Origin of the sequence: Burkholderia sp. AU33545, assembly GCF_020419685.1 — a bacterium.
Lineage (GTDB): Bacteria > Pseudomonadota > Gammaproteobacteria > Burkholderiales > Burkholderiaceae > Burkholderia > Burkholderia diffusa.
Map to the genome: position 1 here is coordinate 23,232 of NZ_JAIZRQ010000014.1, position 16,905 is coordinate 40,136.

Annotated in this window: 19 protein-coding genes and 1 tRNA gene; 12 read left to right on the forward strand and 8 right to left on the reverse strand. The window is 67.3% G+C overall.

What is annotated here, in order from left to right:
* The first annotated feature begins 80 nt into the window (after nt 1-80).
* The 3 genes from LGM71_RS32720 (at nt 81) to LGM71_RS32730 (ending at nt 2,782) form a co-directional block, all read left to right on the forward strand.
* Nucleotides 81-740, forward strand: coding sequence for a HugZ family protein (locus tag LGM71_RS32720; RefSeq protein WP_226118653.1), 660 nt, complete (start codon nt 81-83; stop codon nt 738-740).
* 354 nt (nt 741-1,094) lie between these two features.
* Nucleotides 1,095-1,388, forward strand: a complete 294-nt coding sequence (locus tag LGM71_RS32725; RefSeq protein ID WP_006491875.1) for an H-NS family nucleoid-associated regulatory protein — start codon at nt 1,095-1,097, stop codon at nt 1,386-1,388.
* A gap of 236 nt (nt 1,389-1,624) precedes the next feature.
* Nucleotides 1,625-2,782, forward strand: coding sequence for a cation diffusion facilitator family transporter (locus tag LGM71_RS32730; protein WP_059601887.1), 1,158 nt, complete (start codon nt 1,625-1,627; stop codon nt 2,780-2,782).
* A 28-nt stretch (nt 2,783-2,810) separates the two neighbouring features.
* Here LGM71_RS32730 and LGM71_RS32735 read toward each other — a convergent pair whose 3' ends face one another.
* The 3 genes from LGM71_RS32735 to LGM71_RS32745 all read right to left on the reverse strand — a co-directional run bounded on the left by LGM71_RS32735 (nt 2,811) and on the right by LGM71_RS32745 (nt 4,661).
* Complete coding sequence (locus LGM71_RS32735) at nt 2,811-3,281, reverse strand: Lrp/AsnC family transcriptional regulator (RefSeq protein WP_006477376.1); 471 nt, start codon at nt 3,279-3,281, stop codon at nt 2,811-2,813.
* Between the two features lie 79 nt (nt 3,282-3,360).
* Nucleotides 3,361-4,020: a hypothetical protein gene (locus LGM71_RS32740; protein WP_059601885.1), complete on the reverse strand. Its 660-nt coding sequence runs from the start codon at nt 4,018-4,020 to the stop codon at nt 3,361-3,363.
* A complete protein-coding gene (locus tag LGM71_RS32745) occupies nt 4,017-4,661 on the reverse strand; it encodes an MBL fold metallo-hydrolase (RefSeq protein WP_124628617.1) in 645 nt (214 codons plus the stop codon). Before LGM71_RS32745 ends, LGM71_RS32740 begins: the two co-directional genes overlap by 4 nt.
* A 662-nt stretch (nt 4,662-5,323) precedes the next feature.
* Here LGM71_RS32745 and LGM71_RS32750 point away from each other — a divergent pair.
* Nucleotides 5,324-5,935 carry a septal ring lytic transglycosylase RlpA family protein gene (locus LGM71_RS32750; protein WP_124628615.1) on the forward strand — a complete coding sequence of 204 codons (612 nt, stop codon included), beginning with the start codon at nt 5,324-5,326 and terminating at the stop codon, nt 5,933-5,935.
* Between the two features lie 95 nt (nt 5,936-6,030).
* Here the strand turns inward: LGM71_RS32750 and rsmI are convergent, their stop codons facing one another.
* The gene (rsmI, locus tag LGM71_RS32755; RefSeq protein ID WP_226118655.1) at nt 6,031-6,909 is read right to left on the reverse strand and encodes a 16S rRNA (cytidine(1402)-2'-O)-methyltransferase; all 879 of its coding nucleotides are present in this window, start codon (nt 6,907-6,909) and stop codon (nt 6,031-6,033) included.
* A 46-nt stretch (nt 6,910-6,955) separates the two neighbouring features.
* Between rsmI and LGM71_RS32760 the strand changes: the two genes are divergently transcribed.
* From LGM71_RS32760 to LGM71_RS32780, 5 genes are all read left to right on the forward strand, one after another.
* Entirely contained in the window at nt 6,956-7,384 is a 429-nt protein-coding gene (locus tag LGM71_RS32760; RefSeq protein ID WP_226118684.1) for a YraN family protein, read from the forward strand.
* Nucleotides 7,385-7,512: 128 nt separating this feature from the next.
* The gene (locus tag LGM71_RS32765; protein WP_059601875.1) at nt 7,513-8,097 is read left to right on the forward strand and encodes an SIS domain-containing protein; all 585 of its coding nucleotides are present in this window, start codon (nt 7,513-7,515) and stop codon (nt 8,095-8,097) included.
* 17 nt (nt 8,098-8,114) lie between these two features.
* A complete protein-coding gene (locus tag LGM71_RS32770) occupies nt 8,115-8,912 on the forward strand; it encodes a BON domain-containing protein (RefSeq protein WP_124905322.1) in 798 nt (265 codons plus the stop codon).
* Nucleotides 8,909-9,268, forward strand: coding sequence for a c-type cytochrome (locus LGM71_RS32775; RefSeq protein WP_124905320.1), 360 nt, complete (start codon nt 8,909-8,911; stop codon nt 9,266-9,268). Before LGM71_RS32770 ends, LGM71_RS32775 begins: the two co-directional genes overlap by 4 nt.
* Before the next feature lie 65 nt (nt 9,269-9,333).
* Nucleotides 9,334-9,409: transfer RNA gene (locus LGM71_RS32780), tRNA-Ala, on the forward strand.
* A 69-nt stretch (nt 9,410-9,478) separates the two neighbouring features.
* Here the strand turns inward: LGM71_RS32780 and LGM71_RS32785 are convergent.
* Nucleotides 9,479-10,876: an enolase C-terminal domain-like protein gene (locus LGM71_RS32785; protein WP_226118657.1), complete on the reverse strand. Its 1,398-nt coding sequence runs from the start codon at nt 10,874-10,876 to the stop codon at nt 9,479-9,481.
* A 65-nt stretch (nt 10,877-10,941) separates the two neighbouring features.
* Entirely contained in the window at nt 10,942-12,282 is a 1,341-nt protein-coding gene (locus tag LGM71_RS32790) for an MFS transporter (protein ID WP_124905761.1), read from the reverse strand.
* 152 nt (nt 12,283-12,434) lie between these two features.
* Here LGM71_RS32790 and LGM71_RS32795 point away from each other — a divergent pair, with 152 nt between their 5' ends.
* Genes LGM71_RS32795 through LGM71_RS32805 form a run of 3 tightly spaced genes read left to right on the forward strand, consistent with a single transcriptional unit; the run spans nt 12,435 to nt 14,555 of the window.
* Nucleotides 12,435-12,578 (forward strand): hypothetical protein, encoded by a 144-nt coding sequence (locus tag LGM71_RS32795; protein WP_226118659.1) that lies wholly within the window; start codon nt 12,435-12,437, stop codon nt 12,576-12,578.
* Nucleotides 12,578-13,201 carry a DUF2239 family protein gene (locus LGM71_RS32800; RefSeq protein ID WP_226118685.1) on the forward strand — a complete coding sequence of 208 codons (624 nt, stop codon included), beginning with the start codon at nt 12,578-12,580 and terminating at the stop codon, nt 13,199-13,201. Before LGM71_RS32795 ends, LGM71_RS32800 begins: the two co-directional genes overlap by 1 nt.
* 16 nt (nt 13,202-13,217) lie before the next feature.
* Nucleotides 13,218-14,555, forward strand: a complete 1,338-nt coding sequence (locus tag LGM71_RS32805; protein WP_226118661.1) for a carotenoid oxygenase family protein — start codon at nt 13,218-13,220, stop codon at nt 14,553-14,555.
* Nucleotides 14,556-14,568: 13 nt separating this feature from the next.
* Here the strand turns inward: LGM71_RS32805 and LGM71_RS32810 are convergent, their stop codons facing one another.
* Both LGM71_RS32810 and LGM71_RS32815 read right to left on the reverse strand, forming a co-directional pair.
* Nucleotides 14,569-15,735, reverse strand: coding sequence for an ABC transporter permease (locus LGM71_RS32810; RefSeq protein ID WP_124905757.1), 1,167 nt, complete (start codon nt 15,733-15,735; stop codon nt 14,569-14,571).
* A 4-nt stretch (nt 15,736-15,739) separates the two neighbouring features.
* The gene (locus LGM71_RS32815) at nt 15,740-16,894 is read right to left on the reverse strand and encodes an ABC transporter permease (RefSeq protein ID WP_226118663.1); all 1,155 of its coding nucleotides are present in this window, start codon (nt 16,892-16,894) and stop codon (nt 15,740-15,742) included.
* Nucleotides 16,895-16,905: the final 11 nt, after the last annotated feature.

Sequence of the window (16,905 nt, forward strand, 5' to 3'; positions counted from 1 at the left end):
AGGCGGCGTGCCCGAAGCGTTCCAGCGCGGCGCGTCATCGCCACCGTTGCCGCCCAGGCTTTCCGACCGCAGGAGTCACCGTGAACATCGATCCCACCCTTGCCCTGCACCTGCTGCACCGTTGCGCGCTCGGCACGCTCGCGACCCACGCGCGCGACCCGCAAGGCTTTCCCTATCCGACGGTCGTGCCGTTCGCACCCGATGCGAATCATCGACCCGTGATTCTCGTGAGCGGCCTGGCCGAGCATACGCGCAACCTTGCCGCCGATCCGCGCGCGGGATTCCTCGTCGTCGACGCGCCGGACGGCGACGTGCTGAACGCCGAGCGCGCGACACTGCTCGGCCGCTTCATGCAGCTCGGCGACGATCCGCATGTGGCCGCGCGCTACACGCGCTACGAACCCGATGCCGCACGCTACCTCGCGCTCGGCGATTTCACGTTCTGGGCACTCGACATCGAGCGGCTGCGCTATATCGGCGGATTCGGCCGGATGGGCTGGGTGGACGGCACCGGCCTCGATGCGCTGCCGCCGCTTGGGTTCGACGAAGAACGGGCGTTGTGGGAGGCGTACGACTCGAGCGATGCGCGCCGCGACGGGCTCGACCTGCTCGGCGTCGATCGCCACGGAGCCGACTGGCGCTGCGACAACCGCCGCGTACGCACGCCGTTCGATTCAGTGCCGGGCGACGCCGGTGCGTTGCGCGAACGGTTGATTGCCTGCGCTCGGGAGGTGACGTGATGCAGGGATACGGATATGTCTGAATAACGCCTCGCGCCGTACGATATTTCCGAACTTGTCGCCGGATGAAAGCTTTGATTTTCCCACATGCAGGGTAATTGCGTATGCTGATAGGCCGATTACCGGATCGATAATGTCCTAATCTCTATGCAAGTGCGTAAAAACTTGAGAAAAGGCCGCAGCCGGTCAAAATGACATGCGTGAATTGCAATTGGTCTCGGGATTTTCATGAATCTCGCTTCTATCAAATCTTTTTTGTGCTAATCTCTGCCTTCGAAAATCCGAGGCACATATATTTCATGAATGGTGAGCTGGCAACAGACCGGCCCCATTGGTCAGATAGAAAGGGAAACTATGTCTTCTTACAAGGACCTGCTGGCCCAGCGGGAGAAGCTGGAGAAGCAAATCGAAGAAGCGAAGTCGCGTGAATACGCTGAAGTGCTGAATGACGTGAAGCAGAAAATTGCCGACTACGGCTTTTCGCTCGCCGAACTCGGTCTCAGCCGCGCGAAGGCAGGTAAGGTTGGCCGTCCGCGCGCAGGCGTGGCCGCGAAATACCGTGATCCGGAAACGGGCGCGACGTGGTCGGGCCGCGGCAAGCCGCCGCGCTGGATCGCTGGCAAGAACCGCGAACAGTTTGCGATTTAAACGATCGTTTAAGTCGACGTCTCGAAAAGAGCCGCGCATCCGTCGAGGAGCGCGGCTTTTTGCATTCCGGCACCGGATTGTATGCGTTTTGTCATGAAAATGTCAGGCGCGGGTGTGAATGAAAATGCAACCCGTTCGCATAAGCGGTTGATTTGAATGGAAAATTTGGGGTTATCGGAATGCCGGGCGGACTTCGTTTGATAGAATTCCGTATCACAACCGATATCTAGCATTTCATGTCCACGTTTTCCGACGACGCGCAAAGCGCAGATAAGCACGCGGTCGCGCGCAAGAGCACCCTCGTTAGTATTGTGCTGAATGTGGTGCTTGCGACGTTTCAGATCGTCGTCGGGGTGGTTGCGCATTCGCAGGCATTGATTGCCGATGGCATCCATTCGATTTCCGATCTGATCTCGGATTTTGTCGTACTGGTGGCCAATCGCCATAGTGGTGCATCGCCGGATGCCGATCACAATTACGGACACAGCCGCTATGAAACCGTCGCGTCGCTGTTTCTCGGCGCGATCCTGATCGCCGTCGGTATCGGCATGCTCTGGCGCGCCGGTGACCGGCTCGTGAATCTCGAAAACATCCCGGCCGTCCATTTTTCCGCGTTGATCGTCGCGCTGACCGTGCTCGTGTCGAAAGAGGCGCTGTTCCGCTACATGCTGCGCGAGGCTCGTCGCGTGCGTTCGGCGATGCTCGTCGCGAACGCGTGGCATGCGCGCTCGGACGCCGCATCGTCGCTCGTCGTCGCGATCGGCATCGTCGGCAGTCTCGCCGGCGTGCGGCTGCTCGACCCGATCGCCGCGGCGATCGTCGGTTTCATGGTCGCGCGCATGGGCTGGACGTTCGGCTACGACGCGCTTCAGGACCTGTCGGATCGTGCACTCGACACCGCCGACACGGCCGAGATCCGCGCGCTGCTCGAGGCGACGCCGGGCGTGCGCGACGTGCACGACCTGCGCACCCGCAAGATGGGCGATGCGGCGCTCGTCGACGCGCACATCCTTGTCGATCCGATGATCTCCGTCTCCGAAGGCCACTACATCGCGGAAACCGCACGTGCGCGCGTGCTGCGCGACCCGCGCGTGCTCGACGCGCTGATCCACGTCGATCCGGAGAATGACACGGCGCGCCGTCCGGCGCTCGCGCTGCCGCCGCGCGCCGAGATCGCGGCGCGGCTCGAGGCCGCGCTCGCGCAACGCGGGCTGCATCCGGCCGCGATCAACCTGCACTACCTGAGCACGGGGCTCGAGATCGACGTGACGCTCGACGCCGGCGCGGGCGATACCGACGCGTCGCTGGCCGGCCGGCTCGACGTCGACGCGCTGAAGCGGCAGTTCGGCGCGCGTCGGATCGGCTTCACGCGCGGATTGCCCGCGCAGGCCTGAGCGGCGCCGGCGACCGCGGGCCCGTGCGTTACAGCGGCAGTTGCGTGTCGAACTTGATTTCGCGCAGCACGACGCTCGTGCGCACCTGCGACACCGCCGGGATCTTGAAGATCCGTTCGTGGAGGAAGACGTCGTAGGCCTTGATGTCGGGCGCGACGATCTTGAGGATGTAATCGGCCTCGCCGGTCGTGCTGTAGCACTCGGTGACTTCCGGGCAGGTCGCGATCTCGCGCTCGAACTGCTCGACGCCGCCTTCGTTGTGGCGGGTCAGATGCACGTGCGCGAGCGCGCAGACGTGCAGGCCGAGCTTCTCGCGATCGAGCAGCGCCGTGTAGCGCTGGATCACGCCCGACTGTTCCATGTCCTTGATGCGGCGCCAGCACGGCGTGCTCGACAGGCCGACCTGGTCGGAGATTTCCTGCACGGAACGGCGCGCGTCGAGTTGCAACAGGCGAAGGATTTTTTGCGAAAAGGAATCGAGCGTCACCTGCGCCTCCATGCGGCAGCTACAACACGCTGAATGTTAGAGGGCCGGGAAAGGAAAGGCAATCTGACGCTGCGCTGTTGAGCGAGATTCGCTAATTTGCTCGCGGATCCGTGGGGTTTTGTCCCGCCCCCGCGTTTTCCGACCGATCGGTGTCCGACACGGCGAGGCCCGCGAGCGCGGCCTGCTGACGGCGCAGGTCGGCGAGCATGTTGCAGAACAGCGCGCCTTGCTCGATCGCGTCGTCGAGCGCGACGTGCGTGTGCGGGTGATCGTCGAACCAGTGCTTCGGAAAGCGCGGCTTGATCGCCTTGCGGTACGGCAGGCCCGTCATCGCGAACGCGAGCGTCTTGATGTCGAGCGCCGACCACGAGAACGGGCAGCGCCCCGCGAAGCGCATCATGTACCAGAACATGAACGTGAAGTCGAAACCGGCCGGCATCGCGACGAATACCGGCTTGCCGGGCAGCGCCTCGACCCACTCGACGTACGCGACCAGCGCCGCCTCGGGCGCCTGCAGGTCGCGCCGGCACGCGGCCCACGCTTCCGGTTCCGTCTTCCACCACGCTTCCTGCACCGGGTGGGCCTGCGCGCCGGGCAGCGTCTCGAGGTTCGCCGAGAACGTCGCGATCAGCTGCTTGTCCTCGGTATAGGCGGCCGACGCGAAGCTCAGCATCGAGTGCGGGCCGGGAATCGGGCCGTCGGCCTCGACGTCGGTGCTGACGTAGATTTCGGGGATGGCGGTCTGGTTCATCCGAACACCTTGTCGGACACGAACGGGTTCGTGCGGCGCTCGTCGCCGAACGTCGACACCGGGCCGTGGCCCGGCACGAACGTGACATCGTCGCCGAGCGGCCACAGCTTCTCCTTGATCGAACGCACGAGGTCCGCGTGGTTGCCGCGCGGGAAATCGGTGCGCCCGATCGAGCCGGCGAACAGCACGTCGCCGACGATCGCGACGCGATGCGCGCGGCTGAAGAACACGACGTGGCCGGGCGTGTGGCCCGGGCAGTGATAGACCTCGAGCGTCTCGTCGCCGAACCGCACGGTGTCGCCGTCCTTCAGCCATTGGTCCGGCTCGAACGCCTCGGCGGCCGGGAAGCCGAAGCGCTGGCTCTGCATCGGCAGTTGCTCGATCCAGAAGCGCTCGTCTTCCTGCGGTCCCACGATCGGCACGCCGTAGTGTGTCGCGAGCGCCTTCGCGCCCGCGCAGTGATCGACGTGGCCGTGCGTGAGCAGCACCTTCTCGACCTGCACGTTCTGCCGCGCGATCTCCTGTTCGATCCGTTCGATGTCGCCGCCGGGATCGACGACGGCGGCGCGGCCCGTCTTCTCGCAGACGAGCAGCGAGCAGTTCTGCTGGAACGGCGTGACCGGAATGAGCGTGACTTTCATGGAGACACCGGCGGCTAAAAGGAGCGATTGTACCGGTCGCGCGCGCTGCCTGCCCGCCCTGCGGCGCGGCGTCGGGTGCGCGGTTCCGGGCAATCCCGGAGCATGCCGATTGTTACACTCATAGTGAGAATCAATGGTCCGGAAGGGGCGCTTTTCTAGCCGGGCTTTTGGTTTATGTATAATGCGGCCCATTGCGCGTGAATTTCACGCAATTCGCTGGTGTTTCGGCCCCGTTAAAAAAGGGGTGTCGGATTCACCGTCAAGCATCGACCGCCGGGGAGTCCGGTGGTGTATCCAGCACCGAGCATTCGGTGCTCACGTCTTGTCCGGCCGGGTGCTGCGCGCCCGTTCTGCGGCCCTGCTGCCGCTCCGCCGGATGAGGCCTGTGCCGCCGTTCCTGTGCGTTGGCCGTACGCCACGCGCGCGAACGTGATAGCCATGTTCGATGGCGGCATGTGGGGTCTGGTCAGGCTGCCGGGGACAGGTTGCGCCAGACGTGAAAACTAATCAGGACGGTTGCGGCAGAGACGAAAGCCGCGCCCATGCTAGCCGCCTGCTCGCTTAGCCGAGCGGGGCGTGCACGCATTTGCCGTCCGGGCCGCGTATCCGCGTTGTTGAGCAGCGTTGTATCGGTGCGGCCCGAACCAGAAGGCGACACGTCGATGAACTTTCGTTTTCCGACTCGATTCGGGACCATTGCATTATTTTTCGCGCTGACGGGCTGTGCGGTGCCATCCAGCCAGACCACCGGCAGCGCCAACCAGAAGAACGCGGTCAACAAGACGGCCGCTGCCGCGAAAGCGGACGACGACAAGCAGCAACTGAATTTCGATTCCGCGCTGGCATCGATGCCGGCTGCCGACAGCAAGGACGCGAAGAAGTCGTCGCTGGCGGACGCCGAGCCGATCGACGGCAAGGACGTGTCCGACTTCCGCCAGACGGGTCGGGCATCGTGGTATGGCCGGGATTTCCACGGCCGTCGCACCGCGAACGGCGAGCGTTTCAACATGAACGCGCTGACCGCCGCGCACCGCACGCTGCCGCTGTCGTCGTACATCAAGGTGACGAACGCGTCGAGCGGCAAGTGGGTCGTCGTGAAGGTCAACGATCGCGGGCCGTACAAGCGCGGCCGCGTGCTCGACCTGTCTTACGCGGCCGCCAAGATGATCGGCCTCGTGCATGCCGGCACCGGCCGCGTGAAGATCGAAGGGCTGTCGCCGCAGGAAGCGCGCGAGGCGCGCGACGAAATGCTCGCGTCGCTGTCGTCGAAGTAACGCGGCGGTTCGTCCGCACATGCGAAAGGGCTGCCTTCGGGCAGCCCTTTTTCGTTTCCGCGTGCCGGGCGGCGGGTGCCGCCCGCGCTCGCGCGTCAGCCTTCCTTCAGCGCCAGCGCGCGCGCATACAGCGCGTTGCGCGATGCGCCCGTCAGCGCGGCCGCGAGCTTCGCCGCGCTCTTCACCGGCACTTCTTCCAGCAGCAGCTTGAGCAGCGCGTCGTGCGCGGTCTCGTCGGCTTCGCCGACGTCGGCCGGCGCGCCTTCGACGACCAGGACGAACTCGCCGCGCTGCCGGTTCGCATCGCCGGCGAGCCAGCTCTGTCCTTCGGCCAGGGTGCCCTGGAACAGCTGCTCGTGTAGCTTGGTGAGCTCGCGTGCGATCAGCAGCCGGCGCGCCGGGCCGAACGCGTCAGCGAGGGCGGCGACGGTGTCCGTGATCCGGTGCGGCGCTTCGTAGAACACCAGTGCGTACGGGTGTCGCACGAGCGCCTGCAGCGCGCTCGCACGCTGCTTTGGCTTCGGCGGCAGGAAGCCCGCGAACGTGAACGCGCCGGCCCAGTCGCCCGCCACGCTCAGCGCGGTCACGGCCGCGCTCGCGCCCGGCAGCGGAATCACCGGGAAGCCCGCCGCACGCACGGCGTCGACGAGCCGCGCGCCGGGGTCCGAAATGCCGGGCGTGCCGGCGTCCGACACGTACGCGACGCGTTCGCCCGCGCGCAGCAGCTCGATCACGCGCAGCGCGGCTTCGCGCTCGTTGTGCTCGTGCACGGCGACGAGCGGTTTCGAGATGCCGTAGCGGGCCAGCAGCTGGCCCGTGTTGCGGGTGTCTTCGGCCGCGATGCGGTCGGCCAGGCCGAGCACGTGCAGCGCGCGCAGCGTGATGTCGGCGGTGTTGCCGATCGGCGTCGCGATTACGTAGAGCGCGGCGTCCGGGTAGTGCTGCGTTTGCGCGAGTTCGAGGAGGGCAGTCATGGCAGGCAATGCGCGCAATCGCGGCGCAGGCGGAACAAGGACGGCATTGTGCCACGCGGCGCCCGCCGCGCCGGGCAACAAGCGCGATTTGCCGACCGGCGGCGGCAACTTTTCCGGCACGGCGCGATCAAGATCGATTGGCGCGACGTTCGAGCAGCGCGCGCGGCAGTTCCTGGAACGTCGCGGTCTCGCGTTCGTCGCGGCGAACGTGACGATGCGCGGCGGCGAACTCGACCTGGTGATGCGCACGCCCGACGGCACGCTCGTGTTCGTCGAGGTGCGCGCGCGGCGCAGCGCCCGGCATGGTGGCGCGGCCGCGAGCGTCGGCTCGCGCAAGCGGCGGCGTCTGGTCGCGGCCGCGCTCCATTTCTGGGCGCGGCACGGCGCGGGTGCCGCATGCCGTTTCGACGTCGTTGCGTTCGAGGCGGGTCGGCTCGAGTGGCTGCGCGATGCATTTCGTGCCGACGACGCGTAGCCGCGAGCTGTGACGAGATGTAAAGAGTTCTTGTCATACCCCCGGAGAGGGTGCCGGAGTGCGGTAAACTCGCCGCACCCATGACGTTGCGCGCTGCGTGCCATGCGCGCCCAGTTCACCAGGAATCGATGTCAGTCGAACGTATTCAGCAACATTTCCGCGACAGCGCCGCGCTTCACGCCGAAGCGGCCGATGCGCTGTCGTTGCCGATCGCGGCCGCGGTCGACGCAATGTTCGCCGCGCTGGCGAACGGCAACAAGATCGTCGCATGCGGGGATGGCCCGTCGGCCGCCGCAGCGCACTACCTCGCCGTGTCGCTCGTCGGCGGTTTCGAGCGCGAGCGTCCGGGCCTTCCCGCGATTGCGCTGGCCACCGATGCGTCGCAGGGCGGTCTCACGGGGGCAGTCGCCGCCGATCAGCTGTTCGCGCAGCAGGTGCGCGTGCTCGGGCAGACCGGCGACATCCTGCTGGTGCTCGACGCAAGCGGCGCGTCGCCGCGCGTGCTGGCCGCGATCGACGAGGCGCACGAGCGCGAGATGACCGTCGTCGCGCTGACGGGCGGCGACGGCCATGCCGTCGGGGCCGCGCTGTCCGACACCGATATTCCGATCAGCGTGCCCGCCTCGCGTGCGGCACGCGTCCACGAAGTCCATCTGCTGACCATCCACTGCCTGTGCGACGGCATCGACGCGATGCTGCTGGGTGAGGATTGAACGAAGGAGAGCCGTCGATGAATCAAAGTCGCGTCAAACAGACGCTCGTCAGAACCACGTTGCTCGCCGCGCTGACGGCGGGCCTCGCGATGTCCCTGCAGGGCTGCGTGCTCGGCGTGCTTGGGGCGGCGGCCGGCGGCGGCGCGCTGATCGCGACCGATCGCCGTACGCTCGGCGCGCAGACGGAGGATCGCGAGATCCAGGTCAAGTCGCTCTCGCAAATCAACAACGGGCTGCCGGATCAGTCGCACGTGAACGTGACGGTGTTCAACCGCCGCGTGCTGCTGACGGGCGAAGTGCCGAACAATGCGTCGAAGCAGCGCGCCGAGGAAATCGTGCGCGGCATCAACAACGTGAACGGCATCGTCAACGAGCTGTCGGTCGAGCCATCGTCGTCGCTGTCGTCGCGCGCGAACGACTCGTACCTCGAAGGGCGCGTGAAGTCCGAGCTGATCGCGACGAAGGGGCTGTCGGCGAACTACTACAAGGTCGTCAGCGAGCGCGGCAACGTCTACCTGATGGGGCTCGTGACGGTCGACGAAGGCAATCGCGGCGCCGATGCAGCCAGCCAGGTGCCGGGCGTCGAGAAGGTCGTGAAGGTGTTCCAGTACATCCAGCCGCAGGACGCGCAGGCATTGCAGGCCGCGTCGCCGAGCGGGGCGTCCGGCGCGCAGGCCGCCGCCGCGCCTGCGGATGCCGCGACGGTCGGCGCGGTGCCCGATGCGTCGGTCCAGTCCACGCCGCTGCAACCGCCGGCACCGATCTCGAATTCATCGAGTGTGCACCCGGGCAACCCGAAGACAACGCCGCAATGAAGTCGACGCAAATGAAGATCAGGCAATGGATGGTGCAGGGCGCCGCAGCCGCGGCGCTCGCAGCCGGTGCGCTCGGCACGGCGCAGGCGGACGTCGGCGACGGCCTCAAGGTCGCGCGAGGCAACGCGTGCATGGGTTGCCACGCAGTGGACCGCAAGCTCGTCGGTCCGTCGTTCAAGGACATCGCCGCCCGCTACAAGTCCGATCCGCAGGCCGTCGCGAAGCTGTCGAAGAAGGTGAAGGACGGTGGCTCCGGCGTCTGGGGCGCGATTCCGATGCCGGCGCATCCGCGCATGAGCGACGCGGAGCTGCGTTCCGTGGTCGAATGGGTGCTGGCCGGCGCGCCGTCAAAGTGACGCGCCGGGGTGACGGAACCCCTATTGCCAAGCGCGGAAATGCGTGTGTATGATTGAAGACTGTTGGGGCGGTAGCTCAGCTGGGAGAGCGTCGCGTTCGCAATGCGAAGGTCGGGAGTTCGATCCTCCTCCGCTCCACCAACGGAATTCGAAGGGTTCGGTCGCAAGGCCGAACCCTTTTTGTTTTTTCGCATGTCCGCCCCGCCGCCGTCACCCGCGCCCGAAACTCGACCGCTTCGGATCGTACGTCCACCCCGGCACCAGATACCGCATCGCCATCGCATCGTCGCGCGCCGTGCCGCCGACTTGCACGTACAGCGCATGGGCAGCCTCGACCCGCGCCATGTCGAGTTCGATCCCGAGCCCCGGCCGCTCGGGCACGGCCACCTGGCCGCCGACGATCTCGAGCGGCTCGCGCGTGAGCCGCGCGTCGCCTTCCTGCCAGATCCAGTGCGTGTCGATCGCGGTGATCGTGCCGGGCGCCGCCGCGGCCGCGTGCGTGAACATCGCCAGCGAAACGTCGAAGTGGTTGTTCGAGTGCGAACCCCACGTGAGCCCCCAGTCGCGGCACAGCTGCGCGAGCCGCACCGAACCCTGCATCGTCCAGAAGTGCGGATCGGCGAGCGGAATGTCGACCGCCTGCAGCCGCACCGCGTGATCCATCTGCCGCCAGTCCGTCGCGATCATGTTGGTCGCGGTCGGGATGCCGGTGGCGCGCCGGAATTCGGCCATCACCTCGCGGCCCGAGTAGCCGGCTTCCGGCCCGCACGGGTCCTCCGCATACGCGAGCAGGTGACCTTGCCCGCGGCACAGAGCGACCGCTTCGTCGAGTGACCACGCGCCGTTCGGGTCGAGCGTCGCGCGCGCGTCGGGAAAGCGCGCCTTGATCGCCGCGATCGCCTCCATCTCGTCCGCGCCGGCCATCACACCGCCCTTCAGCTTGAAATCGACGAAGCCGTAGCGCTCGACCGCAGCCTCGGCCTGCCGCGCGATCGCGGCCGGCGTGAGCGCGGCTTCGTTGCGCAGACGGAACCACGGATCGGCCGCGTGCATCTCGTCGCGATACGGCAGGTCGGTGCGGCGCCGCTCGCCGATGTAGAACAGGTACGCGAGCATCGGCACTGCGTCGCGCTGCTGGCCTTCGCCGAGCAGCGCGGCGACGGGCACGTCGAGATGCTGGCCGAGCAGGTCCAGCAGCGCGGCCTCGATCGCGGTGATCACGTTGTCGAGCCGCAGGTTGATCTCGTGCGGCTGGCGCAGCACGGCCGCCTCGCCGGCCGACGTCACCTCGTGCCGGATCGTGCGTCCTGCCCCCGCAGCGGTGCCGGACAGCGCCGCGCGCACCGCGTTGAGCGTCGCCTGGTAACGCCCGATCGACTGGCCGACCACGAGATCGGTCATCCGTTCGAGCGCCTGTCGGATGCCTTCGCCGCCGGGCACTTCGCCGACACCCGTGTGGCCGCTGCTGTCGTCGAGGATCACGAGGTTGCGCGTGAAATACGGCGCGTGCGCGCCGCACAGGTTCAACAGCATGCTGTCGCGGCCGGCGACGGGAATCACTTGCATGCGCGTGACGCGCGGGGTGCCGGAACGGCTGGGTTCGGACATCGGTTCGCTCCTGGTTCCGGTGGCGTGCGGGCCGCTGGGTGCACTGGCGCAGCCCACGCCGTTCATCATTGAAGCTCGACGCGGCGAATTTCGCCGACGACGAACAGGTAGCAGATCACGGCAACGAGCGCGTGCGCGACGACATACACGAGCGCGCCGTTGAACGAGCCGCTGCGGTCGACGATGTAGCCGATCGCGATCGGCGTCGTAATGCTGGAAAGATTGCCGCACGTATTGAGCAGCGCGCCGCTCAGGCCGGCGATCTGGCGCGGCGCGGTATCGGCGTTGACAGCCCAGCCGAGCGCGCCGAGCCCTTTGCCGAAGAACGACAGCGCCATGAACAGCACCACGAGCACGTGTGAATCGGTGTAGTTGCAGACGATCATCGACATCGACAACAGCATGCCGATCACGATCGGCACCTTGCGCGCGACCGACAGTGACTGCCCCTGCTTGAGCAGCGCGTCGGACACGATGCCGCCGAGAATCCCGCCGAGGAACCCGCACACGGCCGGGATGGACGCGACGAGCCCCGCGTTGAGGATCGACATCCCGCGCGCCTGCACGAGATAGACGGGAAACCACGTGATGAAGAAGTAGGTGAGGGCGTTGATGCAATACTGCGCGACGTACACGCCGACGAGCATCCGGTTCCTCAGCAGCGCCTTCACGTGACGCATCGACGGGCCGCCGTCGCGCGCGCCGGTCGCCTGGTCGATGTTCACGAGCGCACCGCCTTCGGTGAGGTAGTCGAGCTCCGCGCCGTTGATGCGCGGGTGCACCTTCGGGTCGTACATCGTGCGGTTCCACACCAGCACGAACGCGAAGCCGAGCACGCCCATCACCGCGAACACCGACTGCCAGCCGTACGCGTGCACGAGCCAGCCCATCAGCGGCGCGAACACGACGGTCGCCGCGTACTGAGCGGCGTTGAAGATCGCCGACGCGGTGCCGCGCTCCGCGGCCGGAAACCACGTGGACACGATCCGGCTGTTGGCCGGGAACGACGGCGCCTCGGCCGCGCCGACGAGGAAGCGCAATCCGAACAGCAGCGCGAACGCGGCCGCGCCGCCGACGAAGCCGATGCCGCCCTGAAGCAGCGTGAACAGCGACCAGAAGAAGATGCTGAACGCATAGACGATGCGCGAGCCGAAGCGGTCGAGCAGCCAGCCGCCCGGCAGTTGCGCGATCACGTACGACCAGCCGAACGCCGAGAAGATGAAGCCCATCTGCACATGGCTCAGGTGCATCGTGCGGGCGAGCGCCGGGCCCGCGATCGCGATCGCCGCGCGATCCGCGTAGTTGATCGTCGTGACCGCGAACAGCACGGTCAGCACGAGCCAGCGCACGCGGGTGCGCCGGGCCGTTGCCGACGCGGACGCCGGCAATGCGTGAAGCGGATTCATGACTGTCTCCTCCGAAGGGCGGAAGGTGCCGTCGTGCGGCTGCGCGTCGGTGCGCGCGTTTTTTCGTGGTGGTCTTGCCGGCCGGGGGCCGGACGCCGATGCCCGGAGGCGGGGCGTCCGGATCATTCTGTCATGGCGAAAATTGCGCTTTCATGCCAATTGCTGACTTGATCGATTCAGGAATTGGATCGATCCGTGGCATCGGCATGTCTCTTTTTTACCCGGGTGATATTGACAATGATTTATACCCGGATAAAAATGGCGTCATTCCGATTCCTGCCCACGGGCAACCATGATGACTCTCTCCATGCTTCTCCCTTCCTACACGGCGTTCGATGGCCACCGGCGCGTCGCGTCGGGCCCGCTCGTGACGGTGGCGGTGGCGGTCCGTCAGGCGGCCGGCAATGCGATGTCCGGCACCATCGTAATCTTCGACGACGCGACCGGCCGCTCGATCGACCTCGACCTGCGCGGCACGGCGGACGATATCCGTGCGCGTTACGCGCCAGTGCCGGGCGAGGCATCCGCGCCCGCCGAGCCCGCCGGCGCGGCCGAACAACGCGGCCGCGGCCGTCCGAAGCTCGGCGTCGTCTCGCGCGAGGTCACGTTGCTGCCGCGTCACTGGGACTGGCTCGCCGCGCAGCCGGGCGGCGCGTCCGTCGCGCTGCGCAAGCTGGTCGAGGACGCGCGGCGCACGCACGCGGCGGCCGACCGGCGCCGCGACGCGCAGACGCGCGCATACCACTTCATGTCGGCGATCGCGGGCGACCTGCCCGGATTCGAGGAGGCCGCGCGTGCGCTGTATGCGAACGACCTCGAGCGCATGACCGAACTGATTGCCGGCTGGCCGGACGAGGTGCGCGACCATGCGCTCGCACTGGCGCGCGGCGATTTGCCGCCGTCGACCGAAGACTGCTGACGGAGCAGACGACGCGATGACGACGTTCGATCTGAACCGCGGCGCGATCGCGCCGGTCGCCGACGAAGTCGACCTCGTCGACCTGCCCGTGACCGGCACGATCCCGCCCGAACTCGACGGCACGCTGCTGCGCAACGGCCCGAATCCGCCGGGCGGCCGTTTCGAGGGCAACGACGTGCTGTCGTGGTGGCCGGAAGCGGCGATGCTGCACGCGATCGCGTTCGAACGCGGCCGCGCGGCCGGCTACCGGAACCGCTGGGCGCGCACGCGCCGCTGGGCCGATGTGCACGCGCCGGAGCAGGCGCCGCACCTGCCCGACACGAATCCGAACGTGAACGTGCTGCAGCACGCCGGCGAATTGCTCGCGCTGGCGGAAGGCGGCGCGCCGCTCGCGATCACGGCCGCGCTCGATACGCTCGGTGCGCCCGCGCGGCACACGGCGTTCGGCGGCGCGATGACGGCGCATCCGAAAGTCGATCCGGTGACGGGCGAACTGATCCTGTTTCGCGCGGACTGGCGCGCGCCGTGGCTGCGCTACGGTGTCGCGGATGCGCAGGGCGTGCAGCGCGTCGACCTCGCCGTCGACGTGCGTGCGCCGTCGATGATGCACGACCTCGCGATCACCGAAACCCGCAGCCTGCTGCTCGACCTGAACGTCGGCTACGACTTCGCGATGCTGAAGCAGGGGCACCGGATGCCGCTGCGCTGGCACGACGACCGCGACGCGCGGATCGGCGTGATGCCGCGCCACGGCGGAGACGTGCGCTGGTTCGGCATCGAGCCGTGCTTCATCCAGCACGTCGTGAATGCGTACGACTGCGATGCGTCGTGCATCGTGCTCGACGCGGTGCGCTATCCGTGGTTCCTGCGGCTCGACGCGCGCACGGGCCGCTTCGCGGACAACCCGGTCGGCGAGCTGTGGCGTTACGTGATCGATACCGCGAACGGGCTGATCGACGAAGGGCCGCTGGCCGACGGCGGCATCGAGCTGCCGCGCATCAACGAAAGCCGGACGGGGCGCCGCTACCGCTACCTGTATGTGGTCGAGCAGCCGAACAACGCCGAGATGCGCGGCGTGATGCGTTTCGACCATGTGCGCGGCACGACGACCCGCTACGCGGTGCCGGCCGGCGACCAGAACGGTGAGCCGGTGTTCGTGCCGCGCCCGGGCGGCACCGACGAGGACGACGGCTGGCTGCTGGTGGTGGTCTACCGCGCGGCGACGGATACGAGCGATGTCGTGATCCTCGATGCGCGCGCGATCGACGCGGCGCCGGTCGCGACGGTGCACCTGCCGCGCCGCGTGCCGGCCGGGTTCCACGGCGCGTGGGTGCCGCGCGAGCGTCGGGCGTGAGGGGCCGCGCGCGTCACTGCGCGCGCAACGCGTCGACGATGTTCAGCCGCGCGGCGCGCATCGCCGGCAGGAAGCCGCCGACGAGCCCCATCACGAGCGAGAACAGCAGCGTCTTCACGACGATCGCGGGCGTCAGCACGAAGCGGAACGACAGGTCGGAGAAGGTCTGGAAGTTGGTCGTCGAGAACGACGCGAACTCCATCAGCGATGCGGATGCGAGCCCCGCGACACCGCCGACGAAGCCGAGCAGCAGCGCCTCCAGCAGGAACGCGGCGAGCACGTTCATGCGCTTGAAGCCGAGCGCGCGCAGCGTGCCGATTTCGGCGGTGCGGTTCGCGACCGACGCATACATGGTGATCATCGCGCCGATCATCGCGGCGATCGAGAAGATCGTCGACAGCGTGATGCCCAGGATGTTGATGAAGGTCGACAACGCCTTCGACTGGTCGCCGTAAAACGTCTGCTCGCGTTTCGCTTCATCCGTCAGGCGCGGGTCGACGTCGATGTCGGCCTTGAAGCGCGCGAAGCCGTCGGCGCTCGGGATGCGCAGCACCATCGACGAATAGCTGGTGCGCCGGAACGACTGCATCAACTGGTCGACGTCGCCCCAGATCTCCGAGTCGAAGCCGCTGCCGCCCGCGTCGAAGATGCCGACGATGGTCCAGTCGCGCTGCGCGAAATGCAGGCTGTCGCCGAGCTGCGTGCCGCTGAACCCCTTCGCGATCGCGCTGCCGACGATGATCTCCGACGAGCCGGGCGTGAACATGCGGCCGGCGACGAGCTTCACGTGCGGGCGCAGCGCGAGGCCGGCCGGCGACACGCCGCGGATCACGACGTTCGACGGCTTGCCGGACGACGTCTTTACCAGCGAAATCAGCACGACCGCTTCCTTCGACACGAGCGGCCGGCCGTCGGGGCCGAGCGCGACAGCCGGGTGCATCTCGAGCGCGTTGGCCTGCTGGTGGTCGATCGCACTCTGAATCTCAGTTTCGGCGCCCTTGCGGATCACCACCGCGTTGTCCGGTTCGCCGGTCGACACGAGCGTCTGCGTGAGCCCCGCGTCGAGCATCTGCACCGTCGCGAACACGAAGATCACCAGTGCCATCCCGCCCGCGGTGAGTGCGGTGGTGAGCCGGCGGGTCCACAGGTTGCGCGCGATGTAGGTGAGTGGAATGGCCATGCGCCTATCCGATCGCCCGCAGGCCTTCGACCACGCGCACGCGCGCCGCCTGCCACGCCGGCACGAGCGCGGCCGCGAGGCCGACCGCGACCGAGCATGCGGCCTGCAGCGCCATCGTTTCGGCCGACACCTTGAATACCGGGAAGATGCCGCCCGCGGCCTGCTTGAAGAGGCTCGCGGCCGGCGGTGTCGCGAGCATCGCGAGCCCGCCGCCGACCACCGCGATCACGACCGATTCGCCGAACACGATCATCGCGAGAAAGCCGGGGCCGAAGCCGAGCGCCTTCAGCGTCGCGTATTCGGCGGTGCGTTCGCGCGCGCTCATCGCCATCGCGTTCGCCATCACGGCCATGATGATCAGGATCACCACGTACGACACGACGCGGATCGCCGCGATGATCTGGTTCGACATCGCGACGAAGCCGAGCTGGAACGCCTGCTCGGTCTCGGTCAGCGTTTCGGCGAGCGAGTTCTTGAACACCGCGTCGACGTTTCGCGCGATCGCGGCGCCGTCGTCCGGGTTCGCGACCCCGAGCACGAACACGCCGACCTGGTCGGCCTGCTTCGGCGTTCGCTTGCGCACCGTCTCGTTCAGGTAATCCCAGTGGAACACCAGCTGGCGCGTGATCGTCGAATCGTCGCGGCCGTCGAGAATGCCGCGCACGACGAAGTCCCACGTGCCCGGGTAGATCGTGCCTTTCAGCGGAATCACGTCACCGATCTTGAAGCCGAACTGCGTCGCGAGCTGGCGCCCGACGAGGCAGCCGCGGCGGTCGCGGTCGTAGTCCGCGCGCTGCTGCGCCGGGAGGATGAATTCCGGATACAGGTCGAGATAGTTCTCCGACACCGCGAAGCTCGCGAAGAAGTTCTTGGGGTCGCGGTAGATGCCGCCGAACCAGTTCGAGCGGACCACGGCCGTCACGCCGTCGACACCGCGGATCCGGTTCTCGTAGCTGACCGGCAGCGGGAACACGAGCGAGATCGCGTTGCGCGTGACGAGCCGGCCGCTGGACGCGGCGGCCGCGCCTGCGTACCACGCGTCGACGACGGTGTGCAGTAGCCCGAACGCCAGCACCGCGATGGTCAGCCCGAGCACGGTCAGCAGCGTGCGCAGCCGGTGCCGCAGCGCATTGCGCGCGATCAGCTTCAGCACGTACATCGCGCGCGCTC

Excerpts from the sequence above, each read along its gene's own strand:
- LGM71_RS32805 (WP_226118661.1), top strand. The coding sequence starts at position 13,218 with ATGACGACGTTCGATCTGAACCGCGGCGCGATCGCGCCGGTCGCCGAC.
- LGM71_RS32745 (WP_124628617.1), bottom strand. The coding sequence starts at position 4,661 with ATGAAAGTCACGCTCATTCCGGTCACGCCGTTCCAGCAGAACTGCTCG.
- LGM71_RS32800 (WP_226118685.1), top strand. The coding sequence starts at position 12,578 with ATGACTCTCTCCATGCTTCTCCCTTCCTACACGGCGTTCGATGGCCAC.
- LGM71_RS32775 (WP_124905320.1), top strand. The coding sequence starts at position 8,909 with ATGAAGTCGACGCAAATGAAGATCAGGCAATGGATGGTGCAGGGCGCC.
- rsmI (WP_226118655.1), bottom strand. The coding sequence starts at position 6,909 with ATGACTGCCCTCCTCGAACTCGCGCAAACGCAGCACTACCCGGACGCC.
- LGM71_RS32770 (WP_124905322.1), top strand. The coding sequence starts at position 8,115 with ATGAATCAAAGTCGCGTCAAACAGACGCTCGTCAGAACCACGTTGCTC.
- LGM71_RS32730 (WP_059601887.1), top strand. The coding sequence starts at position 1,625 with ATGTCCACGTTTTCCGACGACGCGCAAAGCGCAGATAAGCACGCGGTC.
- LGM71_RS32735 (WP_006477376.1), bottom strand. The coding sequence starts at position 3,281 with ATGGAGGCGCAGGTGACGCTCGATTCCTTTTCGCAAAAAATCCTTCGC.
- LGM71_RS32750 (WP_124628615.1), top strand. The coding sequence starts at position 5,324 with ATGAACTTTCGTTTTCCGACTCGATTCGGGACCATTGCATTATTTTTC.
- LGM71_RS32725 (WP_006491875.1), top strand. The coding sequence starts at position 1,095 with ATGTCTTCTTACAAGGACCTGCTGGCCCAGCGGGAGAAGCTGGAGAAG.
- LGM71_RS32740 (WP_059601885.1), bottom strand. The coding sequence starts at position 4,020 with ATGAACCAGACCGCCATCCCCGAAATCTACGTCAGCACCGACGTCGAG.
- LGM71_RS32795 (WP_226118659.1), top strand. The coding sequence starts at position 12,435 with ATGCCAATTGCTGACTTGATCGATTCAGGAATTGGATCGATCCGTGGC.
- LGM71_RS32790 (WP_124905761.1), bottom strand. The coding sequence starts at position 12,282 with ATGAATCCGCTTCACGCATTGCCGGCGTCCGCGTCGGCAACGGCCCGG.
- LGM71_RS32815 (WP_226118663.1), bottom strand. The coding sequence starts at position 16,894 with ATGTACGTGCTGAAGCTGATCGCGCGCAATGCGCTGCGGCACCGGCTG.
- LGM71_RS32810 (WP_124905757.1), bottom strand. The coding sequence starts at position 15,735 with ATGGCCATTCCACTCACCTACATCGCGCGCAACCTGTGGACCCGCCGG.
- LGM71_RS32785 (WP_226118657.1), bottom strand. The coding sequence starts at position 10,876 with ATGTCCGAACCCAGCCGTTCCGGCACCCCGCGCGTCACGCGCATGCAA.
- LGM71_RS32765 (WP_059601875.1), top strand. The coding sequence starts at position 7,513 with ATGTCAGTCGAACGTATTCAGCAACATTTCCGCGACAGCGCCGCGCTT.